Source organism: Flavobacterium sp. UW10123, assembly GCF_040538975.1.
In the GTDB taxonomy this organism is placed as follows: domain Bacteria; phylum Bacteroidota; class Bacteroidia; order Flavobacteriales; family Flavobacteriaceae; genus Flavobacterium.
Genome location: NZ_JBEWQE010000017.1, coordinates 26,406 through 43,378, shown reverse-complemented (window position 1 = coordinate 43,378; position 16,973 = coordinate 26,406). Strand labels below are relative to the sequence as shown.

Below are 16,973 nucleotides of genomic sequence, written 5' to 3'. Positions count from 1 at the left end.
CCTGAAATCTAAAACCTAAAACCTGAAACAAAACAACTTAACTCCTAAAGGCAATCGGCGTAAAGGACGTTTGTTTTTTAAAGAAATTTGAAAAATGAGCTAATTCTTCAAAACCAAGTGAATAGGCTATTTCAGATATATTCCAATCGGTTTGTTTTAAAAGTATTTTTGCTTCGTTTGTTAATCGGTTACTGATTAATTCGGTTGTGGTTTTTCCGGTATTTTCCTTTAAAACCTTATTTAAATGATTCACATGAACGGATAATCTTTCCGCAAAATCTTTTGCTGTTCTCAATTCCAACCTTTGATTTGGAGATTCAATAGGGAATTGTCTTTCTAATAATTCAGCAAATAAAGAAGAAACTCTCGCTGCCGAATTGTGCTTAGAATACAAAGCGGTTATAGGTTGTAACTTTTGTCCAAAGTGAATTAATTCAGCAACATAATTTCGAATTAAATCGTATTTATAAATATAATCAGAATTAATTTCTTTTTGTATTTTATTGAAAATCAAAGAAACTTCTTCTACTTCTTCATCTGATAATTGAAAAATTGGATAGCCGTCTGAAGCAAAAATTGGAAGTTCGTCCAGATCGATTCCGCTTTTGCTTTTAGATAAAAATTCGCTTGTAAATACACAAAACTGTCCACCTTGATTGGTGTCTTGTGGTAAATAGTTGTACGGAATTTTTGGCGTTGCAAATAGCAATCCTTGTTTTTCGATTTCGATTACTTTATCGGCGTATTCTGCTTTGTTGTGACCTCTAATTAAACTTATTTTGTAATAAGCTCTTCTGTCATAAGGCATTCCGGGTTTTCCTTTCATGCGTTCCAAAAGTTCCTTAATATCGAAAACATTAAAATGTCCGATTTCTTTCTGGATGTCGTTTGGCAATAATGAAGTGGGATCAACTGTAAAACCTTCGGTAATATCTTGGTAAAATGAATCTAGGGATTTCATATCGTGATGAATTGCGAAATTCAAATATACGAAAAAATGTTTTTTGCCACGAAGACGCTAACGCACGAAGTTTTTTTATATTGTTTTGCAATTTTATTTGTATTTCGCTTCAATCTTTGACTAAGTTTTTTTGCATTTTAAGGAATTACTTAAAAAACCTTTGCGCCTTAGCGTCTTTGCGGCTAAAAAAATTAAAACAAACTTCCTTGTACAAACTCAGGCTCGGGATTGCTTCCGAAAGGAAAAGCATCAATCACAAAAAACTGTTTTACATTGGGATCAAATTCTCTTAAAACAATTTCATTGCATTCAAATTGAAGATCAATTGTGGTAAAAAGTTCAGAAGCTATTTTAAGGTTTTCGTGAGTTAATCTTCTTCCGATTGACAGGTGTGGATTATCGCTTTTATGCTTTAAAGATTTAAACGTTTCATGAGTCTTTTTCATGATGGGCACCAAATTATTCTTCGATTCTTCGGTTGCACCAATAAAAAAAGCGCCACTAGTCGGAAAAGAATCAAAGTGATTTAAGAACACTTCGAAAGGTGTAAAAGTATCTGCAATTTTAGTAAGCCTTTGTTTGACAGAATCAAGTTGAGATTCTTCAATTACAAATTCACAAATTGTAATATGAGCTTCAGAATTGCAGCTATTGTACCAATTGATTTTACTTTTTAAAAAGTCTTTCAGTTTTTTAACGGGTTCAACCAGTGCTTTAGAATAAAATACAACCGAATATGTTTTTTCCATTTTTTAGGCTTTGAATGACAAATTTAAAGTTTTCCCTTTAAATGTAATCGATGCAGAATCTCAGATTTTAATAATCCGCTTCCGCCTCCAAAATGTTCAATGACTTCAACATCTGGATTATTTTTTAAGCAGAAAGAAGTAAATTCTTTCTCCACATGATCTTCGATTGCAGAACTTAAAAGCACAATGTCGATTTTATTGTTTTGAAAGTATTCTTGGGCTTCTTTTTCGTTATTAAAAGCAACACCATTCCAGTTTTCATCAGCATTAACAAGACGAAGTAAAATAGCTAAAATGGCTTCATTTTTTCCGAGTAATAAAAATTGCAGTTGTTTCATTTTTTCAAGCTTCTAAAGGTTCTGAGGTTGTAAGATACTAAATTTCTTAGCTCTTCATTTATTCTCTAATTGTCCAAATTATCTCATTCTCTATTTTAAATCACTCACAAATGTAGGGAGGGTTTTGAGAAATATGGCTTAATCTAGGACAAGAAATGTCTTTTTTTGCAAAGATTCCGTTTAGAATCTAGTATTTTCTTTCACAAATTTGCGTTAAAGAGGATTTTTACAATGTTTTGCGATACAAAGACTTAAGCTTTTAAGTTAAAGTTAAGAATGTTAATTTTTTCACACAATGAGGAAAACCGTAAGGTTATCTATCTTGTGAATTCTAATTTTGGCCTGTAGAAATTTGAAAACGATGATGCCTTTACCTTTTTGGGATCATTTAGAATTTCTACAGAAAACTGTTTTTGGAGAAACGTTTTTACATTGAATTTTGACATATTCATTTGATCGTGGGTAATTGTATATAAGTTTGCAATATACATTAATGTCTAATTTTTTTAAGGGTTTTAAGATTAAGTCGACGGACGTAATTTTAAAACCCTTTTTTTACCACAATAATGAAAAACCAATTAGCCAAAACTGAATAATATCGGTGTTGATTTTAAACTTTTGAGGCGAGAATCCGTAATAGTTTTTAAATGCTGCAGAAAAATGTGAGACATCTTTGTAGCCACATTTATAAGCCGCTTCGCTTACTGTAGCTTTTTTGTTTTGAAACAATTCTTTGGCATGTTCCATTCTCAGTTTTATGATATAGCTTTTTACAGTGGTGCCAAAACAAGCTTTAAAACCTTTTTTTAATTTGAATTCATTTAACGAAATAAGTCTCGAAAGTTCAGGAAGAGTAGGTGTGTTTCTATAATCGTCTTCTAATATTTTTTTAGCTTCTAAAAGTTTATCATAATCTTCTTGATTAATTTTATTTGTTTCTAAAGGTTTGATAATTAATGTTTCGAGCTGATGAATAAGAAGTTCTTTAATTTTACTTTCAATGTAAATTCTCTTTAGAACTCCTTCTCGCGTACAATTTTTTATTTCAGAAGTCACCCACTGAATTGCTGGTGTAAAAGGAAGATATTTTGAAGTTAAATAACTGGATTGTTTTTGAAGGATTTTTTTTGAAAATTTTTCGTGTAACTGCCAGTCTTCATTGATTATATTAAAATAAAACTCTGTGGAAAGAATAATCGACAGGTAGTTGATTTCTGTAAAAGGCGGAATGTTAAACGTTGCTTTAAAATTGTTCGTATAAAAAATATTATGTGTGTTTTTCCTTGAATATTTTTCGCTTTCCAATTGGTCAATGTAGGTTTCGACATTGCTGCTATAAATAAAATTCATCACAACCGATTCTTCATCAATTTCAAAACTTACAGTTCTTGGTGTTGAATAATACATCTGAGTATCAAGAAGAACCAATCCTTCAGTTATAAGATGACGGCTTATAATTTTTTCAGAATCTCCATTTTGAATGTTTACATTCTCTTCGGTTAAAATGCTCTTTGGATAATATTTATCTCCAATTTGAATTTTAATTATAGGCGTTTCTGACGTTAAAAGTGTGGCGTTGATTTTCAAAATTTAATCCGTTTTTACAAAATAATAATCCGTTTTTCCCTATCTTTTTTAAAGACGTTGATGGTACTTTTGCAGCAAAGTTATTTATAATTAGTCTAATTAAATATATGTCAACGCCAAAAAAAATATTTTTTATTTCATTTTTCTTCTTTTCGTTCTTTTCATTTGCCCAGCAAAATCATGGGGTTACAGTGATCGGGCAAGTGGTTGAAAAATATGGTCAAACAGTGCCATTTGCAACAGTAGTGATAGAAAAAACTGACTTAAGTATGATTTCCGATGAAAATGGAAAGTTTATTTTCAGAAATGTTAAACCAGGAAAACATACTATCAAAGTTTCTGCAATGGGTTTTTCAGTCTTTAAAAAAAGCATAGAGGTTTCTGGAACTTCTGTAAATATTCCGGTTCACTTGGATAACGAATTGCAGGAATTAGAAAGTGTAACGGTTTTAGGGCGTTCGTCAGTTGATAAGGTCAATAAGCAAGCTTATAACGTAACAGCTGTCGATGCAAAAAAACTACATAACTCTACTCTGGATCTGGCACATGCCTTAGATAGAGTATCAGGCGTGCGTTTTCGTGAAGCCGGAGGGGTAGGATCCCGATCTGAATTATCAATTAATGGATTTTCTGGGAATCAAATTAAAATTTTTATTGACGGTGTGCCAATGGATAATTTTGGTTCGTCTTTTCAAATCAATAATATCCCAATTAATCTGGCTGATCGTGTAGAGGTTTATAAAGGTGTTGTGCCTATTTGGCTGGGTGGAGATGCTTTGGGAGGAGCTGTTAATATTGTAACGAATAGTAAACCTAGAACTTATGTGGATGCTTCTTATTCCTTTGGGTCATTCAATACATTTAAAACTGCCATAAACGCAGGTTATACTTCAAAAAGTGGTTTTACTACGGAGATTAATGCATTTCAAAATTATTCAGATAACAATTACTGGGTAAATGTTGAAGCTCAAAATTTAGAAACTAATCAATATTATAAAGAAACACGAGTAAGAAGATTTCATGATAATTACCATAATGAAACTGTAATTTTTAATATTGGAATTACAGGTAAAAAATATGCCGATAAATTAATGTTTGGTTTTACAGCTGGGCAAAATAAGGCTGATATTCAAACTGGCGCCAGAATGGAAGCAGTATTTGGCGAAAGGTATAGACGCGGGAATACTTTGATGCCTACTTTAAAATATCAGGTAAAAGATTTGTTTACAAAAGGGTTGAATGTGAATGTAACGGGAAATTTTAATTTTGGTTATGAACAAACTGTAGATACTGTAAATAGACGATACAATTGGTTTGGACAATATGTACCAAGGCCAGGTCTGGGTGGAGAAGCTGAAAGATCTCTATATAAATTTAAAAACAACAATGGAATAGCTACTTTAAATGCGACTTATGCCATAGGAGAACGTCATTCTTTATTGCTAAACAATACATTTAACATGTTTGACCGTAAAGGAAGTGATGAACTTTATCCTGAGTCCATAGCTTATCAGCAGCCTCAAAAGCTACAAAAGAATATTTTGGCTGCGGCTTATAAATTTGACTACAATCAAAAATGGAGCACGTCATTATTTGTGAAAAATTATGATTTAAATACTACTCTCACCAGAAGTTATAATCCTTCTGGAAACTGGGGAGATGTTGCTTATGTGGTGTTAAATGATAAATCATCTAATTTAGGTTATGGAGGAGCAAGTAGCTACTATTTAAAGCAAAATTTACAGTTGAAAGCCTCTTATGAAAAATCATATAGATTACCTACTTCGGATGAAATTTTTGGTAATCCTAATGATAATGTGCAGGGTAATAATAATTTAAAACCAGAATCGAGTAACAATATTAATTTAGGATTTAGTTATCAAACTAGTTTTAATAACGTTAATGCTTTAACATTTGATATAAATGGTATCTATCGTAATAGTACTGATTTTATCCGTTCGGAATTTAATAATAATCAGAACAAAACTGTAACCGTTAATCTAGGTGGTGTAAGAACTAAAGGTATTGATGGAGAGATTCGATACTCTTACAAAAAGCGATTTACATCTGGTCTTAATATGACTTATCAGGATATACGAAATATGACCAAATATGAGCCAGAGCAAAATTTTGTTTCCTATTACTATAAGGACAGACTGCCTAATATTCCTTATTTATTTGGTAATCTGGACGCGACACTTTTCTTTGATGATGTAATAAAAAAAGGAAATAATTTGTCTGTTGGTTATAATCTTCTTTATGTGCATTCTTATTATTTGTATTGGCCAAGCAGTGGAACATCGAGCGGAAAACATGATATCCCTGTACAGTTTAAAAATGATTTAAATTTAGTTTACACTATGGCTAACGGAAAATATAACGTGGCATTGGAGTGTCAAAATTTAATGGATAACGAACTTGTTGATAATTTTTCGCTTCAAAAGCCAAGTCGTGCCTTTTATGTGAAATTTAGATATTTCTTTAATAAATCGAATAAATAATTTTAATATATAAAACAATTAATACTATGAAAACAATTAGCAAATTACCTTTACTATTAACAGCATTGGTTTTGTCATTTTCCTCTTGTGAAAGTTCTGACGATGGGAAGCAAGAAGACGTTAGTGGAGATACATCAAAAACAAAATATATAGTTACTGTTACTACAGGTGCACAAGGTGTAGCGGATTATCTATTAACAGCTAGTGATATTTCAACTGGGTCAATAACAACACAAGGAAACGGATTAGAACAAGATGGTACTTATCGTTATTATTTAACAACGCAAAACAAATTTTTTAGTTTCCTATACGGTCAGGGAAATCCAGGAGCTGTTACTACTTATGGCTTAACTGCGAATGGAGACTTAACTAAGACTTCAAATTTCCAGTCGGAGACAGTACAGGTTTTTGCACCTGTTAACAAAGATATCTTAATGGTAAAAGTGCCTAGAAGCGGCGCTTCAATTTCTTATATGTATAAAGTTGATGCAGAAAAATCTGTACTTACAGAAACAGTAGCACAGGATACGAGACTTTTAATTGGAAATAAAAATCCAGATTTAGCAGAAAGAGCTCATTTTACTTGGGCAACTCAGGTGGGAGATAAAGTATTTATGCCTTATATGAAAATTAATGGTATTGCTCCGGATACTTTTGGGACAAGACATGCTGATAGTACTTGGGTAGCTGTATATAGTTATCCGGATCTAAAATTAGAAAAAGTAATTAAAGATAACCGTACAAGTTACTTAGGAGCTTATTTTACTAATGGATTGTTTAAGGATGAAAAAGGAGATGCATATGGATTTTCCGGAGCTATTGGAACAGCTAATGGTGTAGTTACTTCTACAAAACCTTCGGCTGTTGTTAAAATTGCTAAAGGAACCACAGAATTTGACAAATCTTATTTCTTTAATGTTCAGGAAAAATCAGGAGGATACAAAATTTCTTCTACAAGTTATATCTCAAATGGTAAGTTCCTATTGTTAATGTACGGAAACGTTGGAACTAATTCTGGATCTGTTAAGTTAGCTCTTGCTGATGTATACAACCAAACTTTTAAATGGGTTACTGGAATGCCAGCTGTATTGTCAAATGCTACTACTCGTTATAATATTACAACAGAAGATGGTAATTCAGCTGTTCTTGGTGTAAATACTCCTGATGGAAACTGGATTTACTCAATCAATGGTACAACTGCTGTTGCAACAAAAGGTATGAAAGTTGAAGGCGGACAAATTACTGCAATTCAAAAATTAAAATACTAATATTTTTTTGCCGTAAGTCCTCATTTTTTGAGGACTTGCGGTTTTTTTATTTATCCTATTTATCTATCCCAATATGTTTTCTTCTTCAAAACCAAATAATAAGAAAAAAAGTAAAAAGTCGCTTTTTAAGCGTATCATGGCCTGGCTGCATTTGTGGCTTGGTTTAGCATCTGGAATTATTGTCGTCATTGTCAGTCTTACGGGCTGTATTTATGTTTTTGAAAATGAAATAAAAGATTTTATTGAAGACTGGCGTTTTGTAAAACCTCAGAAAGAAGCATTTTTATTGCCGTCGCAATTGGTTTCGATTGCAGATAAAAAAATGAAAGACAAAAAAGCAACTAGCGTAACTTTTGGAGCAAAAGATGAAGCGGCTATTGTTGGTTATTTTGTGGAGAAAAAAGAAGACGGTGAAAGAGGCGGACGTGGTGAAAAAGGAGAGCATAAAAGAAGAAGAAAAGATTTTGCTAAAAATGAAAATGCAAAAGGAAAATCTGAATTAAAAGCTCAACCAAATGAAAAAGGCAAAGAAAAAGGAAAGGGTGAAAAACGTAAAGGAGGAAGAAGACAAGGAACTTTTATAAGCGTTTATATGAATCCATATACGGGAGAGGTATTAAATGTAAAAACTTTCTCAAGAGGAGATTCTCCAGATTTTTTTAGATGGATTTTAAACGGACATCGCGCATTATGGCTTCCGTATGATATAGGAAGACCAATTGTTGGAGTTGCAGTTCTAATTTTTGTTATGTTATTAATTTCGGGCATCGTTTTATGGTGGCCAACAAAATGGATTAAATCTATTATTGATAAAAGTTTTAAAATAAAATGGGACGCGAGTTTTAAACGTGTCAATTATGACATGCACAATGTATTTGGTTTCTATAGCTGCATTTTCCTGTTTTTTATTGCCGTAACAGGCTTAGTATGGAGTTTTGGATGGTGGAGCAAATCTTTGTATTGGGTGACTTCTGGAGGAAAACCATTGGTTGAAAACCGCGAATCTCCAAAATCTGATACAATTAATGTGAAGGAATTTAATATCACAACAGCCGATAAAGTTTTATTGAATTTAAGAAAAGAAAATCCTCAAGCATCTGGAATTATGATTAGTATTCCAGGAAAACCTGCAGATCCGATTGGTGCTTTTGTTTACAAGCAAAGACACACTTTTTATAATATGGATCGATATAGTTTTGATCAGCAGAGCTTGAAAGAAATTTCGATTAAAACCCCTTTTTCAGGAAAGTATATCGAAGCTAATATTCCAGACAAAATCAGACGTATGAATTATGATATTCATGTTGGAAGTGTTCTTGGACTTACAGGTAAAATTATTGCATTTTTGGCCAGTTTAATTTCTGCAAGTCTACCCATTACGGGGTTTATTATCTGGTGGGGAAAACAGAAATTTGGTAAAAAGAAACCTACCGCAAAACCAAAAGTGGCGACTAAAGCAATTCCTGTTTCTAAATTGAAAAATACAGCAGAGCAAGAAGTTACTGCTTAAACATATAAAATTGGTTTTTATAATTCCTTTTTGTTTTTTTTTTTTGATAAAAGGCAAAACTTGTAAAAGTTTTGCCTTTCTTTTTTTCTAGTTATAACCGTTTGATTTAAGCCATTCTTCACAATCTCTTGTCCAATATTTACTGGTGTCATCAATACCTAATCCAAATCCGTGACCTCCTTTTTCATATATATGTAACTCAGCAGAAACTCCATTTTTCTTTAAAGCCAAATAGTAATTAATGCTGTTTTCTGGAATAACCACAGTATCATCTGTAGCATGAATTAAGAAAGTAGGTGGTGTTTTTGAAGTTACTTTCTTTTCATTCGAAAAAGATTCAATTAATTGTTTTGACGGATTGTTTCCAAGCAAATTGGTTTGAGAGCCTTTATGAGTAATTTCGTTTTCCATTGAAATTACAGGATAAATCAATAATGAAAAATCTGGGCGTGCACTCACTTTGTATGCCGATTCATAAACTATATCATCATAGTGTGTTGAAGCAGTTGAAGCTAAATGACCGCCGGCAGAAAAGCCTAAAATTCCAATTTTGTTAGGATCAATATTCCATTTCGAAGCATTTTGTCTTACGTAACGAATAGCTTCTTGAGCATCTTGCAATGGCCCAACGTTTTTGTTTTTCATGGTTAAATCGGTTGGCATTCGATACTTTAAGACGAATACTGCGATTCCAAGGCTATTAAACCATTCTGCCACTTTTGTTCCTTCTTTTTCGAATGCTAAATGGGTGTAGCCGCCGCCCGGACAAATTACAACAGCGGTTTGATTTGGTTTTGCTTCTTTAGGAATAAAAATGCTTAAAGTGGGTAAAGAAACCTGGCTTGTGCTCTCCATTCTTCCATTTTTAATAACTTCTTTTTCTTTATAATCGGCAGCTTTTATTTCATCTGGAATTTTGTCCCATAACGGGATTACTTGATTTTGTGCATTCATAGAAAATAGCCCTGAGAAAAGAAGAAAACTCAACGTAATGCCTCTTGAGAATTGTGTTTTAGTAGTTTTCAATTTAATTTATAATTATTTGGTTTGTAGATGTTTATGTTTTTGTATTCGTAAATGCAAGCGAATAGCAAAAGAATCTAAAAATACATAAAATTGGTTTGCCAAAAGTTGGCTTTTGGGACAATTTTACCCCAACAAAAGGATAAATTTCACCCGCTGCCTTTTAACAAATATATTGTTTAATGTGTAATTTTGTATTCCTTTTTTTATATAATATGTTTATTTTAACGAACTAAATTATTTTTTTACACAATATTATTTGGATTGTACAGATTAAAAACTATATTTGTGCAATCGATTACATTATTTCTCTCCAAAGGTATTAATTTATTGATTATACTATTCTTAGAAAGCAGTAATGAGAATCTGTAAGATTGCCAAAAATTACAAAACTATAATACCCACTTACTATGAATCAAACCGAAACTGTTGCAGTAAATCAGAGTGTCAAAACCACAGGAAAATACCGTTGGAGTATTTGTGCATTGTTATTTTTTGCAACTACCATCAATTACCTAGATCGACAAGTCCTTTCTTTAACTTGGAGCGATTTTATTGCGCCAGAATTTCATTGGACTAATAATGACTACGGAAATATTACCGCTTTATTTTCAATCTTTTATGCAGTTTCATTGTTGTTTGCCGGACGATTTGTAGATTGGATGGATACTAAAAAAGGATTTCTTTGGGCAATCGGAATTTGGTCTGTAGGAGCTTGTCTTCATGCCTTCTGCGGAATCGCTACTTCAGGAATTATAGCAGGAGAATGGTTTGTGAGTTTTCATGGTTCAAAAGAAATAATCAGTACAATAAGCGATACAGCATTGGTAATCAATGTGAGTGTGGCTTTATTTATTTTTGCACGTTTCGTTTTAGCAGTTGGAGAAGCAGGAAACTTCCCTGCGGCAATTAAAACAACAGCAGAATATTTCCCTAAAAAAGACAGAGCTTTTGCAACTAGTATTTTTAATGCAGGAGCAACTGTAGGAGCTTTAGCTGCGCCAATTACAATTCCATTCATAGCAAAATCTTTTGGATGGGAAATGTCATTTATCATTATTGGAGCTTTAGGTTTTGTTTGGATGGGATTCTGGATGTTTATGTACGATAAGCCAGAAAAACATTCGAAAGTTACACCAGAAGAATTGGCTTATATTCAGCAAGATGATATTGAAGACAGTAAAATCGGTTTTAAACCAGAAGCTGGAGGAAAAGTGTCTTTGGCAGATTGTTTTAAATACAAACAAACTTGGGCTTTTGCATTTGGTAAGTTCATGACAGACGGTGTTTGGTGGTTTTTCTTATTCTGGACGCCAGCGTATTTGAGTTCGGTTTATGGAATGGATTCTACAGAAGCGGCATTGCCATTGTTTGTGCTTTACATGATTACTTTATTGTCAATTATTGGTGGTTGGCTTCCGACTTATTTCGTTGAGAAAAAAGGAATGAATCCGTATGAAGGAAGAATGAGAGCAATGTTGATTTTTGCATTTTTTCCATTATTAGCCTTGATCGCACAGCCATTAGGATATATTAGTTATTGGGTTCCAGTAATTATTATCGGAATTGCAGGAGCAGCACACCAATCTTGGTCGGCAAATATTTTTACTACAGTAGGAGATATGTTTCCTAAAAAAGCAATTGCAACTATCACAGGTATTGGAGGTTTAGCAGGAGGGTTAGGATCTACTTTGATTAATAAAGGGTCTGGGGTCTTGTTTGATTACGCCAAAGACACTAATATGGTTTTTATGGGGTTTAAAGGAATTGAGGCTGGATATTTTATTATTTTCTCGATCTGTGCAGTTTGCTATTTAATAGGTTGGACTGTAATGAAGTCTTTAGTTCCTAAATACCGTCCAATTACTGATTTGTAAAAGAAATTTTCTTCCAAACAAAAATAATTTTTGGTTAGAATTATGGTTATTCCATTAAAAAAATTAATTTTGTGCAATCGATTACATTTATTTAAATTATGACAAAATATAGTTCAAGATACGCGTCAAGCCCAGAAGCTGTAAAAAAATATGATACACAGCAATTGAGAGAAGAATTCTTAATTGATGATTTAATGCAGGAAGATGAAGTAGTTTTGGTTTATTCACACTACGACAGATATATTGCAGGATCTGCAGTTCCTGTAAAAGGAGATTTACCGCTTGAAACAATCGATCCGTTAAAGGCGCCTTACTTTTTAGAAAGAAGAGAACTTGGAATTATTAATGTAGGAGGAAGCGGCTCTGTTGTAGTAGAAGGAACAACTTATGAGTTAGGTTTTAAGGATGCTCTATACATTGGAGCAGGAAATAAAGAAGTAGTTTTTAAAAGTGATGACAAAAACAATCCTGCTAAATTCTATTTAAACTCTGCACCAGCACATACCACTTATCCTACTAAGAAAGTAAGCTTAGCTGAGGCTAATAAATTACAATTAGGAACTATGGAAACGGCAAATCACCGTACCGTAAACCAAATGATTATTGGAAGTGTGGTAACAACATGCCAATTGCAAATGGGAATGACTGAACTAAAGCCTGGAAGTGTTTGGAATACAATGCCAGCTCACGTTCACGATCGTAGAATGGAAGTGTATTTTTATTTAGATATTCCACAAGATCAGGCAGTTTGCCATTTTATGGGACAACCACAGGAAACAAGACATATCTGGATGAACAATCATCAGGCAGTAATTTCTCCGCCTTGGTCTATTCACTCGGGAGCAGGAACTAGTAATTATACTTTTATCTGGGGAATGGCTGGAGAAAACTTAGATTACGGAGATATGGATGTTTGTAAAATCACTGATTTAAGATAAGATGACAAATTTATTTGATATAAAAGGAAAAGTTGCCCTTATTACAGGAAGTACACACGGACTTGGAATGGCAATGGCAAAAGGATTAGGTCAGGCGGGTGCTACAATTGTAGTAAACGGAAATTCTTCTCAAGAAAAAATTGATCATGCTGTAGCAGAATTAAAAAGCGAAGGAATTAATGCAGTTGGTTACAAATTTAATGTAACAGAAGAACAGGAAGTAAAAGCTGCTGTTGCGAAAATTGAAAGTGAAGTTGGACCAATCGATATCTTAATCAATAACGCTGGAATTATTAAAAGAATTCCGCTTCTGGATATGGAAGTTTCAGATTTCAGAGAAGTAGTGGATATTGATCTTGTAAGTCCGTTTATCGTTTCTAAGCATGTTGCAAAAGGAATGATTGAAAGACGTCAAGGAAAAATCATCAACATTTGTTCTATGATGAGCGAATTAGGAAGAAATACCGTTTCGGCTTACGCTGCTGCAAAAGGAGGCTTGAAAATGCTGACTAAAAACATGGCAACAGAATGGGCAAAATACAATGTTCAAATTAACGGAATCGGTCCTGGATATTTTGCTACAGAACAAACCAAACCAATTAGAGTAGACGGACATCCGTTTAATGATTTTATCATTAGTAGAACTCCGGCAGCAAAATGGGGAGATCCAAGCGATTTGGCTGGAGCGGCAATATTTTTATCATCTAAAGCAAGTGATTTTGTAAACGGTCACATTTTATATGTAGATGGTGGAATCTTAGCTACAATCGGAAAACCTTCAAACGAAGAATAATTCTCAAATTATATTTAAAAAGACATGAGCCAGAAATTCATACACGATAATTTTTTATTAGAAAATAAATATGCTGAAGAGTTGTATCATAATTACTCTAAAAATCAGCCGATTATTGACTATCACAATCACTTAAATCCGCAGTTTATTGCCGAAGATAAAATCTTTGAAAATATTACTCAAGTTTGGATTAATGGTGATCACTACAAGTGGCGTGCAATGCGTACTTTGGGAATCAACGAGCAGTTTGTAACAGGAAATGGTTCAGATAAAGATAAATTCTTAAACTGGGGAAAAACTGTTCCGTACACTATGCGTAATCCGTTGTACCACTGGACACATTTAGAATTGGCTCGTTATTTTGATATATATGATTTATTGAATGAAAAGTCGGCTGAGAAAATTTATATCGAAACTTCTGAGAAAATAAATTCTCAGGCGTACAGCACGCAAAACCTTCTTAAAAAAGTAAACGCTGAATTAGTTTGTACTACAGAAGATCCAATCGATTCTTTAGAATTTCACCAAAAATTCGCAAATAATTCGACTGGAATCAAAATGAGTACGGCTTTCAGACCTGATAAAGCCATCTTAATTGCTAATGATGGATATAATGCATATCTGGACACATTAGGGGATGTGTCCGGTATTGCAATTAACACGTATGCTGATTTACAGTCTGCTTTAAGAAAAAGAATCGAATTCTTTAATGCAAACGGATGTAAATTAAGTGATCATGGATTGAATCAAATTGATTTTGAAAACTTTACAGAAAGTGAAGTAAATGCTATTTTCAAAAAGAAAAGAGAAAACGGAGAGTTGTCTCCAGAAGAAGTTTTAAAATTCCATAGTGCTATTTTAGTTTTCTTGTCAGAAACTTATCATGAGTTTGGATGGGTACAGCAATTTCACTTAGGTGCATTGCGTAACAACAATGCTCGTATGCACAGAATCTTAGGCCCAGATACAGGATGGGATTCTATTGGAGATTATCCTCAAGCACAAAAATTATCTGCTTTCTTAAATGCTTTAGACAGTAAAGATAAATTGACTAAAACGATTATCTATAACCTAAATCCTGCTGATAACGAAGTTATGGCAACAATGATTGGAAACTTCAACGACGGAAGCGTTCGCGGAAAAGTACAATTTGGTTCAGGATGGTGGTTCTTAGATCAGAAAGATGGAATGACAAAACAATTGAACGCGCTTTCAAATATGGGCTTAATCAGCTGTTTTGTTGGAATGCTGACAGATTCTAGAAGTTTCTTATCGTTCCCAAGACACGAATATTTCAGACGTATTTTATGTAATCTTTTGGGAGATGAAATCAAAAAAGGAGAATTGCCAAACGACATGGAATGGATTGGAAAATTAGTTGCTGATATTTCATACAACAACGCAAAAGAGTATTTCAAATTTTAATTTTTTTTAACCATAAGTATTTTTGAACCATTAAGAGATTAAGAAAATTAAGTTTTTGGGTTAATAAATTAGTCACTTAAATAAAGATTATTAAGCAAGCAGGCTTAATAATCTTAACCTTTACTGTCAAAGAAAACATGTAGTAGGGCTTAATTTTCTTAATGCCTTAATGGTAAAAATAAATATAAAAATAGTATGAGTAGAGTAGTTGCATTTGGAGAAATTATGCTTCGTCTTTCGACAGAGAGACACTTACGTTTTTCACAATCTACAGCATTTGGCGCTACATACGGCGGCGGCGAATTTAACGTATGTGTTTCTTTGGCCAATTATGGTGTAAATGCTGAATTTGTTACCAGACTGCCTGAAAATGAAATTGGTTTTTCTGCATTAAAAGAAATCAGAAAAATGAATGTCGAGTCTAAAAACATTGTTTACGGAGGAGAACGTCTGGGAATCTATTTCTTAGAAACTGGAGCAGGAACTCGTGGCAGTAATGTAGTTTACGATCGTGCGCACAGTGCGATGTCAACAATAGAAAAAGGACAGGTAGATTGGGAGAAAGTTCTGGAAGGAGCCGAATGGTTTCACTGGAGCGGTATTACGCCTGCCATTTCTCAAACTGCGGCAGAAGCTTGTTTAGAGGCAATTAAAGTGGCTCACAAAAAAGGAATTAAAATTTCATGCGACTTAAATTATAGATCAAAACTTTGGCAGTACGGAAAAACTCCGAGCGAGGTTATGCCAGAAATGCTGAAATATAGTAATGTGATTTTAGGAGATATTGATACGGCGTATTTCATGTTAGGAATTCCGAAAGTAAATCCGAATTATCAGGACGAAAAATCACTTCCAGCAGTATATGATAAATTGTTTGAATTGATTCCGAGCTTGAAAATTGCGGCAACGACATTGCGCTATTCCGTTAGTGCTTCACACCAGAGAATTGGCGGAATTTTATACGACGGAAAAGCAATTTATAGTGCAGCCGTAAAAGAAGTTACTCCGGTTGTAGACCGTGTAGGAAGCGGTGATGCTTTCATGGGCGGATTAATCTACGGTTTATTGGAATATAATAACAACCAGAGAGCTTTAGATTTTGCAGTTGCAGCTTGTTGTTTAAAGCATACAATTGCAGGAGATTATAACTTGGTTACTTTAAAAGAAGTTGAAAATATGATTGATGGTGATGGTTCTGCATTAGTATCAAGATAATTTTAAAAGAAAAATGGCAAAATATTCAAGAATTGAAGTAGCTCAGACAATGAAAGAAAATGGTATGGTTCCGTTATTCTTTCACTCTGATATTGAGCTAAGTAAAAAAGTTTTAAAAGCATGTTATGATGGAGGTTCCAGATTAATGGAATTTACGAGCAGAGGCGATTTTGCACATGAAGTTTTTGGAGCTTTAAATAAATATGCTCTGGCAGAACTGCCAGGGATGATCTTGGGAGTTGGTTCTATTACAGATGCGGCTTCGGCTTCTTTGTACATGAGTTTAGGAGCAAATTTTATTGTAACACCAGTATTTAGAGAAGATATAGCTATAGCTTGTAATCGCAGAAAAGTACTTTGGTCGCCAGGCTGCGGTACTTTGACAGAAATTGCAAAAGCAGAAGAATTAGGTTGCGAAATTGTAAAATTATTTCCAGCTGATACTTACGGGCCAGAGTTTATTAAAGCCATAAAAGGCCCATGTCCGTGGACAAACATTATGCCGACAGGCGGTGTTTATCCGACAAAAGAAAGTTTAAGTTCGTGGTTGAATGCTGGAGCAACTTGTGTTGGTTTAGGTTCGCAATTAATTTCAAAAGATATATTAGACAATAAAGACTTCGAGGGACTTACTTCAAAAGTGAAACAGGTTCTTGACATTATAAAAGATATTAGAAAATAAGATTAAGGGGTAATCATGCCAACTCCTTATTTTATAAGTTTTTTTTAGATTTTTAGAGATTGTAATTGAACATTACGCTTGAAAAATTGAGCTAGCCATTCCTCAC

General features: G+C 33.6%; 14 protein-coding genes. 9 read left to right on the top strand and 5 right to left on the bottom strand.

Translation table 11 applies throughout. The annotated features are described in order from the left end of the window. Positions 1-37: 37 nt before the first annotated feature. The 4 genes from ABXT06_RS18685 to ABXT06_RS18670 form a co-directional block, all read right to left on the bottom strand. Positions 38-961 (bottom strand): helix-turn-helix domain-containing protein, encoded by a 924-nt coding sequence (locus ABXT06_RS18685; RefSeq protein ID WP_354592100.1) that lies wholly within the window; start codon positions 959-961, stop codon positions 38-40. A 191-nt stretch (positions 962-1,152) separates the two neighbouring features. After that, positions 1,153-1,710: a 2'-5' RNA ligase family protein gene (locus ABXT06_RS18680; protein WP_354592099.1), complete on the bottom strand. Its 558-nt coding sequence runs from the start codon at positions 1,708-1,710 to the stop codon at positions 1,153-1,155. A gap of 23 nt (positions 1,711-1,733) precedes the next feature. Then, a complete protein-coding gene (locus tag ABXT06_RS18675; RefSeq protein ID WP_354592098.1) occupies positions 1,734-2,048 on the bottom strand; it encodes a hypothetical protein in 315 nt (104 codons plus the stop codon). 555 nt (positions 2,049-2,603) lie between these two features. Further along, positions 2,604-3,635, bottom strand: coding sequence for a helix-turn-helix domain-containing protein (locus ABXT06_RS18670; protein WP_354592097.1), 1,032 nt, complete (start codon positions 3,633-3,635; stop codon positions 2,604-2,606). A 107-nt stretch (positions 3,636-3,742) separates the two neighbouring features. Between ABXT06_RS18670 and ABXT06_RS18665 the strand changes: the two genes are divergently transcribed. From ABXT06_RS18665 to ABXT06_RS18655, 3 genes are all read left to right on the top strand, one after another. Further along, positions 3,743-6,136, top strand: a complete 2,394-nt coding sequence (locus ABXT06_RS18665) for a TonB-dependent receptor (RefSeq protein WP_354592096.1) — start codon at positions 3,743-3,745, stop codon at positions 6,134-6,136. A 26-nt stretch (positions 6,137-6,162) separates the two neighbouring features. Beyond that, on the top strand, positions 6,163-7,404 hold the full coding sequence (locus tag ABXT06_RS18660) for a DUF4374 domain-containing protein (protein WP_354592095.1): 1,242 nt from the start codon (positions 6,163-6,165) through the stop codon (positions 7,402-7,404). A gap of 73 nt (positions 7,405-7,477) precedes the next feature. Further along, entirely contained in the window at positions 7,478-8,914 is a 1,437-nt protein-coding gene (locus tag ABXT06_RS18655; RefSeq protein ID WP_354592094.1) for a PepSY-associated TM helix domain-containing protein, read from the top strand. Positions 8,915-9,001: 87 nt separating this feature from the next. Here the strand turns inward: ABXT06_RS18655 and ABXT06_RS18650 are convergent, their stop codons facing one another. Then, positions 9,002-9,940: an alpha/beta hydrolase gene (locus tag ABXT06_RS18650; protein WP_354592093.1), complete on the bottom strand. Its 939-nt coding sequence runs from the start codon at positions 9,938-9,940 to the stop codon at positions 9,002-9,004. 407 nt (positions 9,941-10,347) lie between these two features. On the opposite strand from ABXT06_RS18650, the gene ABXT06_RS18645 reads away from it, so the two are divergent. The 6 genes from ABXT06_RS18645 (at position 10,348) to ABXT06_RS18620 (ending at position 16,867) form a co-directional block, all read left to right on the top strand. After that, positions 10,348-11,814 (top strand): MFS transporter, encoded by a 1,467-nt coding sequence (locus ABXT06_RS18645; RefSeq protein WP_354592092.1) that lies wholly within the window; start codon positions 10,348-10,350, stop codon positions 11,812-11,814. A 98-nt stretch (positions 11,815-11,912) separates the two neighbouring features. Then, entirely contained in the window at positions 11,913-12,752 is an 840-nt protein-coding gene (gene kduI, locus ABXT06_RS18640; RefSeq protein WP_111367100.1) for a 5-dehydro-4-deoxy-D-glucuronate isomerase, read from the top strand. Position 12,753: 1 nt separating this feature from the next. Next, the gene (locus tag ABXT06_RS18635) at positions 12,754-13,545 is read left to right on the top strand and encodes a gluconate 5-dehydrogenase (protein ID WP_202004517.1); all 792 of its coding nucleotides are present in this window, start codon (positions 12,754-12,756) and stop codon (positions 13,543-13,545) included. A gap of 24 nt (positions 13,546-13,569) precedes the next feature. Continuing rightward, the gene (gene uxaC / locus ABXT06_RS18630; protein WP_354592091.1) at positions 13,570-14,970 is read left to right on the top strand and encodes a glucuronate isomerase; all 1,401 of its coding nucleotides are present in this window, start codon (positions 13,570-13,572) and stop codon (positions 14,968-14,970) included. A 195-nt stretch (positions 14,971-15,165) separates the two neighbouring features. Beyond that, positions 15,166-16,185, top strand: coding sequence for a PfkB family carbohydrate kinase (locus tag ABXT06_RS18625; protein WP_354592090.1), 1,020 nt, complete (start codon positions 15,166-15,168; stop codon positions 16,183-16,185). 13 nt (positions 16,186-16,198) lie between these two features. After that, positions 16,199-16,867 (top strand): bifunctional 4-hydroxy-2-oxoglutarate aldolase/2-dehydro-3-deoxy-phosphogluconate aldolase, encoded by a 669-nt coding sequence (locus ABXT06_RS18620; protein ID WP_354592089.1) that lies wholly within the window; start codon positions 16,199-16,201, stop codon positions 16,865-16,867. Positions 16,868-16,973: the final 106 nt, after the last annotated feature.

What these genes read in the sequence shown, in the direction of transcription:
- ABXT06_RS18665 (WP_354592096.1), top strand. Translation starts at nt 3,743, where the DNA reads ATGTCAACGCCAAAAAAAATATTTTTTATTTCATTTTTCTTCTTTTCG.
- ABXT06_RS18685 (WP_354592100.1), bottom strand. Translation starts at nt 961, where the DNA reads ATGAAATCCCTAGATTCATTTTACCAAGATATTACCGAAGGTTTTACA.
- uxaC (WP_354592091.1), top strand. Translation starts at nt 13,570, where the DNA reads ATGAGCCAGAAATTCATACACGATAATTTTTTATTAGAAAATAAATAT.
- ABXT06_RS18635 (WP_202004517.1), top strand. Translation starts at nt 12,754, where the DNA reads ATGACAAATTTATTTGATATAAAAGGAAAAGTTGCCCTTATTACAGGA.
- ABXT06_RS18645 (WP_354592092.1), top strand. Translation starts at nt 10,348, where the DNA reads ATGAATCAAACCGAAACTGTTGCAGTAAATCAGAGTGTCAAAACCACA.
- ABXT06_RS18675 (WP_354592098.1), bottom strand. Translation starts at nt 2,048, where the DNA reads ATGAAACAACTGCAATTTTTATTACTCGGAAAAAATGAAGCCATTTTA.
- kduI (WP_111367100.1), top strand. Translation starts at nt 11,913, where the DNA reads ATGACAAAATATAGTTCAAGATACGCGTCAAGCCCAGAAGCTGTAAAA.
- ABXT06_RS18625 (WP_354592090.1), top strand. Translation starts at nt 15,166, where the DNA reads ATGAGTAGAGTAGTTGCATTTGGAGAAATTATGCTTCGTCTTTCGACA.
- ABXT06_RS18660 (WP_354592095.1), top strand. Translation starts at nt 6,163, where the DNA reads ATGAAAACAATTAGCAAATTACCTTTACTATTAACAGCATTGGTTTTG.
- ABXT06_RS18680 (WP_354592099.1), bottom strand. Translation starts at nt 1,710, where the DNA reads ATGGAAAAAACATATTCGGTTGTATTTTATTCTAAAGCACTGGTTGAA.
- ABXT06_RS18655 (WP_354592094.1), top strand. Translation starts at nt 7,478, where the DNA reads ATGTTTTCTTCTTCAAAACCAAATAATAAGAAAAAAAGTAAAAAGTCG.
- ABXT06_RS18620 (WP_354592089.1), top strand. Translation starts at nt 16,199, where the DNA reads ATGGCAAAATATTCAAGAATTGAAGTAGCTCAGACAATGAAAGAAAAT.